This window comes from Candidatus Tisiphia endosymbiont of Dascillus cervinus (assembly GCF_964026405.1).
Taxonomy (GTDB): Bacteria; Pseudomonadota; Alphaproteobacteria; order Rickettsiales; family Rickettsiaceae; genus Tisiphia.
Genome location: NZ_OZ032146.1, coordinates 672989 through 686622 on the forward strand (window position 1 = coordinate 672989; position 13634 = coordinate 686622).

A 13634-nucleotide genomic window follows, 5' to 3' on the forward strand; every position below is an offset into this window, starting at 1 on the left:
CATTAGTCTTGCCTATTCTTACTATAGTATATTTCTGAGACATATCTCTTCCCACCACTACCACGTTTTAATTGTATCACAATATCGACGACCGCTAATATATATTTTTTCACTTCCTCTGGTGGCATGCCTAAACTAGCTTGCATAACCATTAGCTTAAGTTGTTCTATGGCCATTGCTGGTGCATCAGCATGTAAAGTAGATATAGAGCCAGGATGGCCTGTATTAATTGCTCGTAAGAAACTAAATGCTTCAGCTCCTCTAAGTTCACCTACAATAATTCTGTCAGGTCTTAGACGTAAACACGCTTCAATCAAATCCTGAGTAGTAACTTTTGCACGACCTTGCCCCCCTTTTGAAGCGAGGAGATGTAATTTATTAGGGTGATTTGCTAAGATTACCTCCCTAGCATCTTCAACAGTAATTAATCGCTCGCTATTTGGAATTTCTGCTAAAGCAGCGTTAGTAAAGGTTGTTTTACCAGTTGATGTACCACCACTAATAATAATATTTTTTTTAGAAATTACAGCATGTCGAATAAATTCTTTTATTTTATTTTCTTTTAAATAATTATTTAAGATTTTTGCATTCTCGTCAATTAATTCTCCAGTAGATGTTGAATCAAAAGCTCCCAGCTTGGCATATTGATCTAGTGTAAGGTTCATTGTACTACCTTTCCTGATAGCATATCCGACATGACCTGGTTCACAAGCAGGAGGAAATACTATTTGGATACGATAGCCATTTGGTAGGGACGCAGAGAGTAAAGGTTTTTCCTCAGAAATTGTCTGATCAGTTGACTGAGCTACAAGCCTACCAAGAGATATAAGATGTTCAAAATCAAGTTCAGGTACTGATTTACAAAACAAATCTCCTTTCTTCTCAACCCATACTTCTCCTGGTTTATTTACCATGATCTCATTAACACCATCTTCTGCGAACAGTTCTTTAAATGGTAATAGAAAAGTCTCTAATGCAGCAAAATTATCACTCATTTTATCAATCTTGATTTTCTTAGTACAGATTGAGGAAATTTATAATCTTTATTGACATAAATTTTAATTACCGTACCTTGATCTATAGTAATAGTTGGTTTAAATTCATGTTGCTGAATCATACCTTTCATAGTATCACTGATATCAGTAAAAGCTTTTTTTGAAGCTGCTTGTGCTTGGGTTGGAGTGCTAGCAGTTGCAGTGCTAGTTAACAAACTAGCTGCTGCATTAGTTACTGCAGTCATTAATGCAACAAGCCTTTGACCAGGCTGTGATCCAGTTGGATTTTGTGCAGTATTACAAGCCTGCATCATGGAAATATAGGCTGCTGAGGTCTTATCGGGAATGGCGTTCATGACACTAGAACATATCTGTGAAATTTTAACATCCTCAGTACCAGGACCATTATTAATACTTTGTGCTAAACTTTGTATATTAGCAGCAACAGCAGCATTAGCAGCAGCTTGTGAATTAACTGGGGGAGCTACCACTTTGTCAAGGGCATTGGCAAGTCCAATATTAAATGCCGATAATAATACAGCATTGGTTAATCGTTCTTTATATTTATTATCTACTCTTCCTTGCTCACCTTTCCTTCCAAGATTATCAACAGCTATAGCATCTAAGGTAATGGTATAACCGTTTGACAGATCAATACGATTCCATATTATTGCAATTCGACCATACGCTCCATCAATACCAGTTGTATAAGCACCAAAAATCTTTGATCCTTTAGGAACTAAAATAATCTTTTCCCCTTCAGAAAATACATTTCTGCTAATTATTGCCCTTACTTCCCCACCTAAATCACTATTAATAGCAGTCTCTAGTACCGCTTCAATTATCTTACCACGACCAAGAACAAATGCCATATTTCCACGATCTTGAAAATTTGCTTCTTCGGCAATTTGACTTGGTGTTTTTTTCTCTGGAACTCCTGCAATTAATACTATAGAAGATTTTCTCTTTGCTTCACGGCGTTTCTTTTCCTCGTCACTTTCAGCTATTCCTCCAGGAAGGGGTGATGATACAACGGAAGGAAGAGAAGCGTCATCAGCACTATTATTATCTACTGAAGTAGTAGGTAAAGGAAGCTTTGGCACATCAGCAACTTTAGGGGGAGGAGGTGGTGGAAGCTCCACAGGTGTTTCGAGTTTAGGTGCTTCTGGTAATTTTGGAATCTCTGGTAGATTTTTAGAATTATCTTGTGTCGGTTTAGTAATATCAGTAGGTGCTGATGGAGCTACCACCTCAGGTGGTTTATTATCAGCAATAAAAAGTTTAAAAAAAATAAATATAAAGACAGCAGAAATGACAAGTAGAATCAGAATGCTTTGCTTAGGATTAGTGGCAACTTTTGATAGCTCATTTTGAACTTCTGGTATGTCTTGTTCCTCTGCACTCTGTGTACTGATTTGAGAAGAGGTGTTATTTTGCTTTGCCATAGTAAATTAATATCATTATTACGCGAATTCGGGATAAGAATTAATTAATTCTTATCCCGAATTGAGGTATTATTGTGAAGTACTAAACCTTTTTTTAGGATAATAAAACCTAACTACATATACCAAGTCTTTTTCACGACCTTCTTCCAATTCTTTGGATACAACATCGAATTGGTAAGTCCTTTTATTAGTTATGATAGTCATATTTGTTCTAATGTTTTTTTCCAATGGCTTAATGAATAATCTATTTGCCAACGGAGTCATTTTCCAAGCATAGGATTCCCCTAGAACAATATTTTGTATCTCCTCATTTTTGGCAAATTCTATACTTGACTGAAAACCAAAATGCAGAACTAATAAATAAACTTCATTAGGATTATGTATATAAGTTTTAATTCTGTTATCAGTAGTTATGGCTAGAGCATCTACATCATTATCTATATGCATATTACCTGCACAAGCGTTGGCAATAACCGAATGTAATAATATTGCCGCTACGAAAAGAAGTCTAGCTATTATCATCATCTACCCTATAATCATTAACTTGAAAACCTACTGGATTAATATCTCGATCTGCATCTGTTAATTCCATTGGAATATATGTGTAACTTACCACAGCTATTTTATTGAAAACCGTTTTATTGCCTGTTGTTTCATTAATAGAGAACCTAACCATATATTTATTTTTTTCTACTCCTGACCAAGATTTAATTACTAAAAAAGTTGTGTTGTTTTGACCATATATTAAAACTGGATTTACATCTTTATTTTGTATATATCCTAGATAGTTATAATATACTGGACTTGAAGATAATAATCTAACGCTTTTCCTTGCTTCAGTATCAAAATCAACAGGATTATATGTTTCTCTAGCTATGAGGTATTTTTTAATAAAATACCTTGAAAGTGCCTCGTCACCGTTTAGTATCTCCGAAGATATTGGATTTACAATCGTTGCCATTCCCGTACTATCATCAATTTGGATAACAAAAGGACTAAACTCTCTTGAATTTACCACTATAGTTACCGCTGCTATGGATGCCATTATAAGTATTATTAGTAATATAGATAATACCAACAAGATATTACGTTGTACAATTAACCTATCAGATCTTTCCTCGTACCAATTCCTAGTAGCTTTAACAAAGTTATTAGACTGAACGCTTTGGTTCTCTACCACATCAGAAGGTGATTTTAGTATATTTAATATATTAGCTAACTTAAACATTGTACATCCCCACTACTTGTAAAACCTAAGACAAGTTAGTGAATAAATTAATTCAAACAATATAATCATAAATTATGATCATAACTTATTTCATAACAAAAACATTGACAATATAATTCATCAATTCTCAATATTTTTGCAGTATACACTAATTTCGAGCTACACTAATAGGTTATTTGTCATAATTTAAAAATATTACTTAACCTTAATTCGATATAAGAATTAGTAATTCTTATATCGAATTGGCTGTGTTATAAGGAAAAATGCATTCTTGGAGCACTCCTACGAATGCATTTTAATCTATTATCGCTAATAATCTTATTTTTATAAGTATAAAAATAAGATTATTAGCAAATTAATATTTAACAATCAGGTGAAGAACCGCTTCAAACCTGATTGTTTCTATATATATTCCTGAATTCGATGTAACTTGTTACATCGAACTTTCGGTTACTTACGACCACTACCAAAGAAATAGATTAATTTACCTATTAAGGATTCAATATTAACTGCTGACTGGGTGTATTTTATCTGATCACCTCCAGCCAAATTTTCTTCAGATGAACCGGGAGTTACGGATATATATCTACTACCAAGTATTCCACTTGTGACTATTGCTATACTAGTGTCTTTAGGTAACTTTATATCATTATTGATGTTAATGGTTAATAAGGCAAAAAAGCTAGTTTTATCTAGAGTTATGTTAGTTACTGATCCGATTTTTATACCCGCTAACATCACGCTACTGCCTTGAACTATCCCTTCCGCATTCTGAAAATTTGCCTTAACTATATACCCAGATGCAACTTTTGATGAGTTACCAATTTTATAAGCAAAAACAAAAAAGGCTAAAGCAACTAGTATTACTATAAAGCCAACTAAAGTTTCTATAACATTATGTTTCATTATTTTGATTTATCTAAAGGTTTCCAGCTACTATATTTAGCTTCAGTTGTACTATTTTTTATTAGGTTATGAGATAAGCTAGTGCCAGTAATATTAGGGAGATAATTTTGTTGCCAGTCAAATTTATTATTGTTAGTTGGTACTTCATTAGTCATATAATGCAACCAAGCATGCCACATGGGAGGAACTTTCGATGCTTCCACTTTACCTTTATAAACCACCTGTCTTCTAGCTTGACCTAAATAATTCTGCTTTTTACTTTGATAATATTTGTTACCAAATTGATCTTTTCCAATCTCCTTAGAGAAAATAGGTATAAAAAAATTATCTATGAATGACATTTAAGTATTTTTATAGCAGTTTCTTTTCCTTGCACAGCTAGTCTATCAGCCACTTCATTACCTTCATTATTATTGTGACCTTTAACCCAATTCCAAATAATATAGTGTTTACTTAACTCTTCGTACAATTTTTTCCATAAATCAACATTCTTGACGGGATCATTGTTGTTTTTATGCCAGTTATTTTTTATCCATGTGTTAATCCACTGTGTTATTCCAAGCTGTAAATACTTACTATCTGTGTAAACTTCTACATAGCATGATTTTTTAAGAATTTTTAATGCTTCAATTACTGCTGTCATTTCCATTTGATTATTAGTGGTATATAGTTCATGACCAAATATACTCTTCTGCTTTAAAGGCAAGCTATCACGAAACTTCGTAGAGTTCTCACATATATCTAACATATTTAACTTTTTTTTGTTATACCAATTTTTCAAAGCATTTGGATCTAGCTCTACACTAGCTCCATGAAACTGTAATAACGCTCCCCAGCCACCTGGTCCAGGATTACCTGAGCAAGCTCCATCAGTGTATATGGTAACCTTAGGCAAAGTAGCTTGACTCTTTGAAATATTTGGGTCTTGTAGATTCATTATAATTTAACCTGAGTTATGCGAATTCGCGTAAATTATACCTCTAAATAACGCCAAAGTCTGTCTGTACCTTTGCTAATACCAATCCTAGGAGTATTAATAAATTTAGGGGTATTACCTACATCAATAATACAAAAAGACTTATTACTAGTTACATCTTGACCATTTTGGGTTTTATTAATTCCAAGAGTACGACATAATTTACCAGGTCCATCAAGTAAAACTTGTAAAGGGCTATATTGATACACTCCCCTAATTAATACAGCAGCTGGAAATCCCTGTTGTTCTGTTACTATATTTAAACAATAATACATACCATAAATCAAATATACATATGCATGACCTGCAGAACCATACATAATCTTTGTACGGGGCGTTATACCTTTTGCTGCATGACAAGCAGGATCATCTTCTCCAACATAAGCTTCTGTTTCAATAATTCGTGCTTCTATATTACCAAAGCACAAAACCTTTCCAAGTAACTCTTGTGAGACAATAAGCGTATTTCTTTCATAAAATGTTTTTGGAAGTATTTTAAACATCTTAGTGGTTTAATAAAATATGATATAATTGTATTGATGCACTATAATTCACTATTACATCATTTCACAGCTTTTTCTTGACAAATATTAAAGGTAAGATATTTTGTACTTAGGTTTGTATATTATAGAAAAATATTTGAGATTATTACATATATGTCAAAAGCTAAAACAGCGTCTAAAAATAACCCAACCTCTAGAGAACAGGCAAAGGAGTATTTTCATAATGGACAAAAAATTAGACCTGTAAAACTTATATCCGGTAAATCTTCTTTTTTGGCAGCAGAATATGATGTATCAGGAGATTTAGTACTTGGATCTGATGGCAAGGCATTACCTTGGGACAGAACAAAAATTTAGCCTAAATATTAAGTTTTCAAACAAGTTTGTTGACCTTACATGTAAAAAGGTATATAAGCTACCTATCATTAATATGGTTTGGGGATGTAGCTCAGGGGTAGAGCATCTGCTTTGCACGCAGAGGGTCGGGGGTTCGATTCCCTTCGTCTCCACCACTCTCCTATTTTAATTAATAAGTTTATTCATCTATATTTAAATTTGGTTTTTTACTACCAAATGTATGGTATCTCTTACAATAAGTAGCAGCAACGTATAAAAAATAATCATCCTCTATATTCACTTTTTTCAAGAGTACTTTTTTATAGAATCTTTTGTAAGTAGTAACGGTAATTAAGCCGGCAGATGACAAAGTACCAAGCACAGCCCAAAGTAACGTATTAATTGGTGTATATAGCAAGTCCTCGTCAATTAGAATGATGACAGATTTATCACTACAAATCATTACTCGGCGAATTAATTTGCCAAGAGTACAATAATCATAAGGTCCTTTAGATTCAATAATTTCTACTATTGTTAGTCCTTCTTGTTGGCTGGTAATAATGACATCATCTCTAAGATTAAGGTCATAAGCTGGATCAGAAAAAATTATTGCTTTGGAAGGTAAAGTTGTTTTATCTATCATGATGGTATCCCCTTTATGATTAAACTTAAAGTTATTAAGTTTTAACCACCAAAGAATCTTGAGAGATTACTTTGGCGATCGGGGAGTTAGTAAAACTGCCGCTAGACAGCTACGTTAGCCTTTAGACCTAAGGTTTACACCTTAAGCCTTGAACATAGCTAACATCTCCCCGACCATTACAGTCGAGGATACATCATTTAATGGTTGATGCTTACCACTAACGGACTACAGGTTACTACACCCCAAAGTAACTTTGCAGTTACTTCACTTTTAATTTTAAACTATACTCCCCTAAAGTCAATAACAGTTTTTTTACTGTGAATTGTTATTTTCGTTGTCTTCCTTGGTACGTTCATTACATTCTTTTATAGGTATAATATTTTAGCTCTTTTTATTTTTATAATTTTATCTTAGCATCCAACATAATTTTATATTACACAACTGTGAATTCATGACATGTAACAAAAAATAATTTGTTTTTTAAGATTTTGTTGCATTTAACTTTAATTTTAGCTTTGTAAGTGATATACTCACCTTACACATAACCCCCATGGCAATTTAAAAATTGCAGAAAAGTACAAGACGTCTATTAGCGAGACCACGTGAGTGTAGTAGCAATCCACATTTATTGGAAAAAATTTCTTCTCTGAGATTGGCAAAAGGTTACACACGGCAACAACTTACTGATTTAATTGAAGTAACCCATCAACAATTACAACAAGTGAGATAAGGTTTCCTTTATGCTATTGTCTGAAGTAGCTACATTAATAGCACATCAGCCAGTAAAGCCATAATGTGGATGGTCGCAGATGTGGAAAGAGTTTGGCGCACCCGAGAGGAGTCGAACCCCTAACCTTATGATCCGTAGTCATATACTCTATCCAATTGAGCTACGGGTGCTATATATACTCTTCTGTTTTAAAGAATTGCTTTTTGAGATATTATTGGATTCACGTACCAAAGTACGCTGAGTGCGTTCCTAATTCATTTTCAATTCGTAAGACCATTCGAGTATACTTGAATCCTAGATAGCATAGTGTGTTTATTTTTATAAAACATCTTAAAATTGAAAATTTTTAGAAAGAGTATACTATATCCCTAAACTCCTATTATGTCAAGATCATAAGTTTCCAAACCTAGAACAGAGCAGTTTAAAAATCACAACTGTGAGTAGAAAGAAGGTGCAAATGTTTAGAACAAGAATAAAAGAACTAAAAGATACTGCAAGCTAGGAGATAAGGTATCTAGAAAGGGATAAAGATAGTAAGAAAGAGTTGTAATGAATAGTTGTAAAATGTAAAAGTTTGTATAAAATACTCCGTTAATAGATTTACAACTTAAAATAACGGAGCTATTTATAAGCATAATTACATATTTAGAAAAAGTCAAAGATTTTAGAAAAGTGCGGGAACGAAGGTACGATACTGTAAGTGTAGTTAAACTAATAGTAGCAGGGTTGTTAAGCAATAAGAATAACTTAGAATAGATATCGAGGTTTGCAAAAAGTTTTAGCAAAGAAGAATTGAAAATGCTAGGTTTTCATAGGCAACAAATGCCGTGCTATAGTAATTTAACATTAATGATTCGTAAATTTTGTCCTGATAGTATAAAAGAGGTGATATCAGAATGTATCAAGTATATATGCCAAAGTAAGGGAAATTATGATCTAATTCATATTGATGGAAAAACGTTAAGAGGTAGTAATACTTACGGTACTGAAGATCAAGTACAAATTTTAACATCGTTTAGTAGTCATCTCAAGGCTCTTACTGGTTTTAGAGAAATAGAAAATAAAGATGAATATAAGTCAATGTTTGAATTTTTATCAAACTACGACATGCAAGGAAAAATTGTAACATCAGATGCATCCTTTACTCATGAAGCTATATGTGAAAAAATTGTTGAACAAGGTGGAGAATTTGAGCTTACTCTTAAAGCTAATGAAGCTAATTTACATTACCATAGTACACAAACATTTGATAAAATACAGGTAGAAGGTCAAGAAATTAAGAGTTTTGCAGAGAATATAGATTTATAGCATGGGAGAATAGAAAGAAGAAAAATTAAGATAATTGATATGCCATTTGAATATTTAAATGGGTTTCGTCATATCAAGCAAATATGCAAAATTACCCGAAAAAGAGAAAAGAAGAACAAGGCTAATAGCTGTGAAACAGAGAATGTATTAATGATTACTAGCTTAGAGAAAAAGTTTAGTCCAGAAGAATTGTTAAAATTTAACAGAAGTCATTGGTCATGCGAAAATAATTTACACTGGATAAAAGATAAGGTTTTTGAAGAAGATAAGTCAACTATTAGTACTGGAGAAGCTCCGTTAATAATGTCATTATTGAGGTCAATAACTCTTGCTATAATAGCTATATTTTCAAACAAAATTACTGAAATTAGAGAAAATTTAAACTATTCTCAACTTAAAGTTAGGTTTTTTAAACTGCCCTGAACCTAGAACAGCCTAATTAAAATATTATTTAGCCAAACCAATTTATTAAAGTAAAAGTGATAGCATAATGCATGACTGAAGCAAAGATTGCTGCTGCAATGTCATCTACCATAATACCAACACCCCCTTTGATATTAGCATCGAGCCAATTTATTGACCATGGTTTTATTATATCAAAAAATCTAAATAACATTAAGGGCAAAGCAAATAAAAAGATAAAATTTATTAGTTGTAAACTTAAATATTTTGTAAGTCCTGAGTAGTTTACGAAAACCACAGAAAAACAACTTAGTATTATTGTTAGCATTTGACCAACTACCTCATCAATCACCACTTCTTTTGGATCGTCCTGTGTATCATACTGTATGTATATTGAAGAGAAGTACGTGCCTAATATAAATAACAATAGGCAAATCAAAAGAGTAATAATAAAGAGAGTAATAAGTTGTGCTTGTAAAGTTGTGAAATTAGTAAATGAAAAAATTAGTTGATTAGTTATAGAAAGATATAAGATCAAGTAGCACAAAGGGAAAGCAGCTAAAGACCCAAATGTACCAGGACAATATTTTATTCTACCTATATAGAAAAAAGTTACAAAAAGTTCTACAAATTTTTTTCTTTTAGACATAATTCTGCTTAATTTTCTGATAATTCAAATAATTGATGCAAACAACGTATTGTTTTCTCGGTATCTAGGTCTTTTATTAGGATAGAAATTTTAATTTCTGAGATTTGTATCTTTTTCACTGATATATTTTCTTTTTCTAGTTCATTTAATACCATACCAAGTAGGGTCTGATCATTTTTAATACCATAACCAATAATTGATACTATAGAAATTTGACTGTCAATGATAAAATTATTTATTTGATTAGTATTTTTTAGATCATCTAGTAAATGTTGTAATTTATTTTTATCGGATAGTTGGATAATGAAACTATATTGTATATTTGTCTTAATATTTTCCATTAATTCTAGGTGAATATTATGGTCAGCGATGAGTTTGTATATCTTAGAAAAACTCAATTGGGAGAATACCACTAATTGTAATAAATTTTTGTTGGAAGTAATACCTGTAATTTGCCTATTTTCCATAATTTTATCTCTAGATGTTATTAGTGTACCATTTTTTTCGTGGTATAATGGGAATAAAAACGACGATAAAACGCGTATGGGTACATTATATCTAATAGCAACCTCTAAGGAACGTGGATGCAGCACTTTAGCTCCACAAGATGTAAATTCTAGCATTTCTTCAAAACTAATCTGTGATAATTTTGTTGCGCCCGGGACAATGCGAGGATCGGCAGTAAACACTCCTTCCACATCAGTGTATATATCACATCTATCAGCTTTCATAGCAGCTGCAATTAAAGAGGCGGTAGTATCTGATCCTCCTCGACCAAGCGTTGTCAACCTATTATTATTGGTAACACCTTGGAATCCAGCAACTATTGGAATGATGTTTTGCTTAATACATTCTATTAACAAACTAGTAGAGAGTTGTTCAACCAAAGCTTTGCTATAATTATCATTGGTTAAAATCGGTAATTGCCATGCCAGCACAGATCTTGCACTCATGCCTTGTTCTTGTAGTTTAAGGGCTAGTAAAGATGCTGTTACCATCTCCCCGCTACAAAGAGCGGCATCATATTCTGCTAGTTCTGAATTGGTCTTAAGACTAGAGACTTCATTACATAGAGTAACTATTTGGTTGGTAACCCCGGTCATAGCTGAAACGACAATTATTACTTGATTGCCTTGCTGCTTTTCAAGCTTAATTATTGGAATAATTTCTTTTATTCTTGCAATGTTAGCAACGGAAGTTCCACCAAATTTTTGAACTATTATTGACATAAATCTGCAAGCGTAATTTTCGATATCATTCCTACGTAGGTAGCAGAACCTAAAAAAATAGACCAAGAGGGTTTGTTAGACTTTTTTAGACCCCTGTCTACGCAGGGGTAACATTGTGTGGTGAATAGGGATGACATCTGCAGGCAGAAATAGCATCATCACTGCACAATATTAACTATTTTATAGTCTCTCTTACTAGAAAATTCTACTTTGCCTGCAATCAATGCAAATAACGTATGATCTCTACCAAGTCCAACATTTTTACCTGGGTGAAATTTAGTACCGCGTTGTCTAACAATAATGTTACCTGGTATCACATATTGTCCATCATATTTTTTAACACCCAACCTACGACCGATCGAGTCTCTGCCGTTTCTAGAACTACCACCAGCTTTTTTAGTTGCCATTTATATATCCTTAAATAAATCCTATTATAGTTTAGTAATGTCTAATATTTTCAGTTCGGTCAATTCCTGCCTATGACCAGTCTTGCGACGATAATTCTGACGACGTTTTTTCTTAAAGACAATAACCTTATTATCTTTAAACTGGTTAGTAATTTCGGCAGTAACAAGAGCTCCTTTAACCATTGGCGTACCTATAAAAGATGGCTTTGAATCTTCACCAATCATCAATATTTGGTCAAATTGGATTTTTGCACCTCTTTCACCGTCAATTTTTTCTACTTTGATGACACTGTTTTTGCCGACTTTATACTGTTTCCCGCCTGATTTGACGATTGCGAACATGAAAAATATCCTAACTAAAATTTAAACAAATTAAGTCGGCATTATATTACCAGCAACTATTTTAGTCAATAGCAATTCGTAATTAAATAGATAATGCTATAAATAAAAGATAGCCCGTATTATTTATAATAATACAGTTTCTAATCATTATTATTGACCTTGTATTGTTGACATGATTAGTATACTCTTCTGCTCCTACGAATTGTTTTTTGAAAATATCATGGATTCGCATGCTCACCATTCATTTTCAAATCCAATTCTTCAAATCATTTGAGTATAACAGCGATAGTTGCTTGCCTTATCACAACCACACATTCTGTCTTCTATGCTATAATTTTATTTTGGTTTTACTATTACTTATTTTGGATTTATTTGTTGACTCTTCAGTTGTCTTACACTTTTCTTGTTGTTCAAGTATGCTCAAAATACTTTTGATATACAGTTCGATATCCTCTAAGTGATACACTACGCTTAAAATGTTATCATCTCTTTTACTGGTTACAGCACTTAACTGTTGTAGTTCTTTAAATAAACGAGATGTATCTGCCTTAGCTTTGCCAAATATATTTGAGAAATCTTTACTAGTTATATTTATCTGATGCAAATATTTCAAAGATATTAAGATTAATAAACCTTCAATAATAATTAATATTATTGCTAAGTATTGCTGCCACATTCTAATTTCTTATTGTTTTGTTATGATATCGCTTCAACATGTTTTTTTGTGAACTATCTTGTTCTTTTAATATTGGGATTAAAATATCTTGAGTTGCATCTTGCTGTTCCATACATACTACCCCAATTCGTAATAAGAATTAGTTAATTCTTATCGCAAATTGGCTTTAATATAAGGAAAAATGCATTCTTAAATCCATTTACATGAATATTAATCACTCTTATTTAAATAAATACTTTGATAAACTACTTTACCTTGTACAAACTTTAGTATATCAATACAGTTAATACTTATAATATTATGCATAATAATATACATTTATTTTTAGTGTATATAAATACATAATATTGTCAACTGAAATGTCTAACTAAATTCATTTATTTATAAGAATGTCACACTTAATTATTAAGAAAAATATTGGAAGGCTATTAAAAGAAAAAAATTGGCGTGTTGCTGATCTTGAAAATAAGATTGGACAAGGTAGAAGCGTTACAAATATATTCAGGGGTACTTCCAAAAATCCTACTATAGAAGTATTGCAATCTATAGCAGGTGCTTTTAATATTGAAATTCAAGAATTATTATTAGATCACGATAACCAAGATTCTATACTTAATATTTCTTTGCTTCGTGATACTTGTGATAAAATCATTAATGAACTTGAGCTAATTCACTATCCTATTGCTGTAAGGTATAGTAACGTATTTGCTCTTATTAAAGAAGTATACGAATACTCTTCACAGTTGAGTTTAGATAAAGCTGATGAAAATTTTACTAAATGGCTTATTCAAAAACATTATAAAAAATAACTCTAATATTTAGATTAACACTGGGTTCTAGAGCATTATTCACTTCAGAC

The 13634-nt window shown here is 32.2% G+C and carries 16 protein-coding genes, 2 tRNA genes and 2 pseudogenes; 5 read left to right on the forward strand and 15 right to left on the reverse strand.

What is annotated here, in order from left to right:
* Nucleotides 1-2 precede the first annotated feature (2 nt).
* From virB11 to AAGD19_RS03415, 8 genes are all read right to left on the reverse strand, one after another.
* Nucleotides 3-995: a P-type DNA transfer ATPase VirB11 gene (virB11, locus tag AAGD19_RS03380; protein WP_341748334.1), complete on the reverse strand. Its 993-nt coding sequence runs from the start codon at nt 993-995 to the stop codon at nt 3-5.
* A complete protein-coding gene (locus tag AAGD19_RS03385) occupies nt 992-2440 on the reverse strand; it encodes a TrbI/VirB10 family protein (protein WP_341748335.1) in 1449 nt (482 codons plus the stop codon). Before AAGD19_RS03385 ends, virB11 begins: the two co-directional genes overlap by 4 nt.
* Before the next feature lie 69 nt (nt 2441-2509).
* A complete protein-coding gene (locus AAGD19_RS03390; protein WP_341748336.1) occupies nt 2510-2962 on the reverse strand; it encodes a TrbG/VirB9 family P-type conjugative transfer protein in 453 nt (150 codons plus the stop codon).
* Nucleotides 2949-3668 (reverse strand): virB8 family protein, encoded by a 720-nt coding sequence (locus AAGD19_RS03395; RefSeq protein WP_341748337.1) that lies wholly within the window; start codon nt 3666-3668, stop codon nt 2949-2951. Before AAGD19_RS03395 ends, AAGD19_RS03390 begins: the two co-directional genes overlap by 14 nt.
* 450 nt (nt 3669-4118) lie before the next feature.
* Nucleotides 4119-4574 carry an outer membrane lipid asymmetry maintenance protein MlaD gene (mlaD, locus tag AAGD19_RS03400; protein ID WP_341748338.1) on the reverse strand — a complete coding sequence of 152 codons (456 nt, stop codon included), beginning with the start codon at nt 4572-4574 and terminating at the stop codon, nt 4119-4121.
* Nucleotides 4574-4915: a complex I NDUFA12 subunit family protein gene (locus tag AAGD19_RS03405; protein ID WP_341748339.1), complete on the reverse strand. Its 342-nt coding sequence runs from the start codon at nt 4913-4915 to the stop codon at nt 4574-4576. Before AAGD19_RS03405 ends, mlaD begins: the two co-directional genes overlap by 1 nt.
* Entirely contained in the window at nt 4903-5511 is a 609-nt protein-coding gene (locus tag AAGD19_RS03410; protein ID WP_341748340.1) for a ribonuclease HI, read from the reverse strand. The genes AAGD19_RS03405 and AAGD19_RS03410 overlap by 13 nt, the downstream gene beginning before the upstream one ends.
* A 35-nt stretch (nt 5512-5546) precedes the next feature.
* Nucleotides 5547-6053: a DNA-3-methyladenine glycosylase gene (locus AAGD19_RS03415; protein ID WP_341748341.1), complete on the reverse strand. Its 507-nt coding sequence runs from the start codon at nt 6051-6053 to the stop codon at nt 5547-5549.
* A 153-nt stretch (nt 6054-6206) separates the two neighbouring features.
* On the opposite strand from AAGD19_RS03415, the gene AAGD19_RS03420 reads away from it, so the two are divergent.
* Entirely contained in the window at nt 6207-6410 is a 204-nt protein-coding gene (locus tag AAGD19_RS03420; RefSeq protein ID WP_341748342.1) for a hypothetical protein, read from the forward strand.
* 80 nt (nt 6411-6490) lie between these two features.
* Nucleotides 6491-6565 (forward strand) — tRNA-Ala (locus AAGD19_RS03425).
* Between the two features lie 23 nt (nt 6566-6588).
* Here the strand turns inward: AAGD19_RS03425 and AAGD19_RS03430 are convergent.
* Entirely contained in the window at nt 6589-7032 is a 444-nt protein-coding gene (locus AAGD19_RS03430; protein ID WP_341748343.1) for a hypothetical protein, read from the reverse strand.
* 628 nt (nt 7033-7660) lie between these two features.
* On the opposite strand from AAGD19_RS03430, the pseudogene AAGD19_RS07475 reads away from it, so the two are divergent.
* Nucleotides 7661-7753, forward strand: a pseudogene (locus AAGD19_RS07475) (transcriptional regulator); the annotation flags it as partial.
* 102 nt (nt 7754-7855) lie between these two features.
* On the opposite strand, the gene AAGD19_RS03435 reads toward AAGD19_RS07475, so the two are convergent.
* Nucleotides 7856-7932: transfer RNA gene (locus AAGD19_RS03435), tRNA-Arg, on the reverse strand.
* A 652-nt stretch (nt 7933-8584) separates the two neighbouring features.
* On the opposite strand from AAGD19_RS03435, the pseudogene AAGD19_RS03440 reads away from it, so the two are divergent.
* Nucleotides 8585-9493, forward strand: a pseudogene (locus AAGD19_RS03440) (ISAs1 family transposase).
* A gap of 28 nt (nt 9494-9521) precedes the next feature.
* Here AAGD19_RS03440 and AAGD19_RS03445 read toward each other — a convergent pair.
* The 5 genes from AAGD19_RS03445 to AAGD19_RS03465 form a co-directional block, all read right to left on the reverse strand.
* The gene (locus AAGD19_RS03445) at nt 9522-10121 is read right to left on the reverse strand and encodes a phosphatidylglycerophosphatase A (protein ID WP_341748344.1); all 600 of its coding nucleotides are present in this window, start codon (nt 10119-10121) and stop codon (nt 9522-9524) included.
* Between the two features lie 8 nt (nt 10122-10129).
* On the reverse strand, nt 10130-11350 hold the full coding sequence (locus AAGD19_RS03450) for an aspartate kinase (protein ID WP_341748345.1): 1221 nt from the start codon (nt 11348-11350) through the stop codon (nt 10130-10132).
* A gap of 158 nt (nt 11351-11508) precedes the next feature.
* Nucleotides 11509-11757, reverse strand: coding sequence for a 50S ribosomal protein L27 (gene rpmA / locus AAGD19_RS03455; RefSeq protein ID WP_341748346.1), 249 nt, complete (start codon nt 11755-11757; stop codon nt 11509-11511).
* A 24-nt stretch (nt 11758-11781) separates the two neighbouring features.
* Nucleotides 11782-12099 (reverse strand): 50S ribosomal protein L21, encoded by a 318-nt coding sequence (gene rplU, locus AAGD19_RS03460; protein WP_341748347.1) that lies wholly within the window; start codon nt 12097-12099, stop codon nt 11782-11784.
* 328 nt (nt 12100-12427) lie between these two features.
* On the reverse strand, nt 12428-12775 hold the full coding sequence (locus tag AAGD19_RS03465) for a hypothetical protein (protein ID WP_341748348.1): 348 nt from the start codon (nt 12773-12775) through the stop codon (nt 12428-12430).
* Nucleotides 12776-13164: 389 nt separating this feature from the next.
* Between AAGD19_RS03465 and AAGD19_RS03470 the strand changes: the two genes are divergently transcribed.
* Nucleotides 13165-13584: a helix-turn-helix transcriptional regulator gene (locus AAGD19_RS03470; protein WP_341748349.1), complete on the forward strand. Its 420-nt coding sequence runs from the start codon at nt 13165-13167 to the stop codon at nt 13582-13584.
* Nucleotides 13585-13634 lie beyond the last annotated feature (50 nt).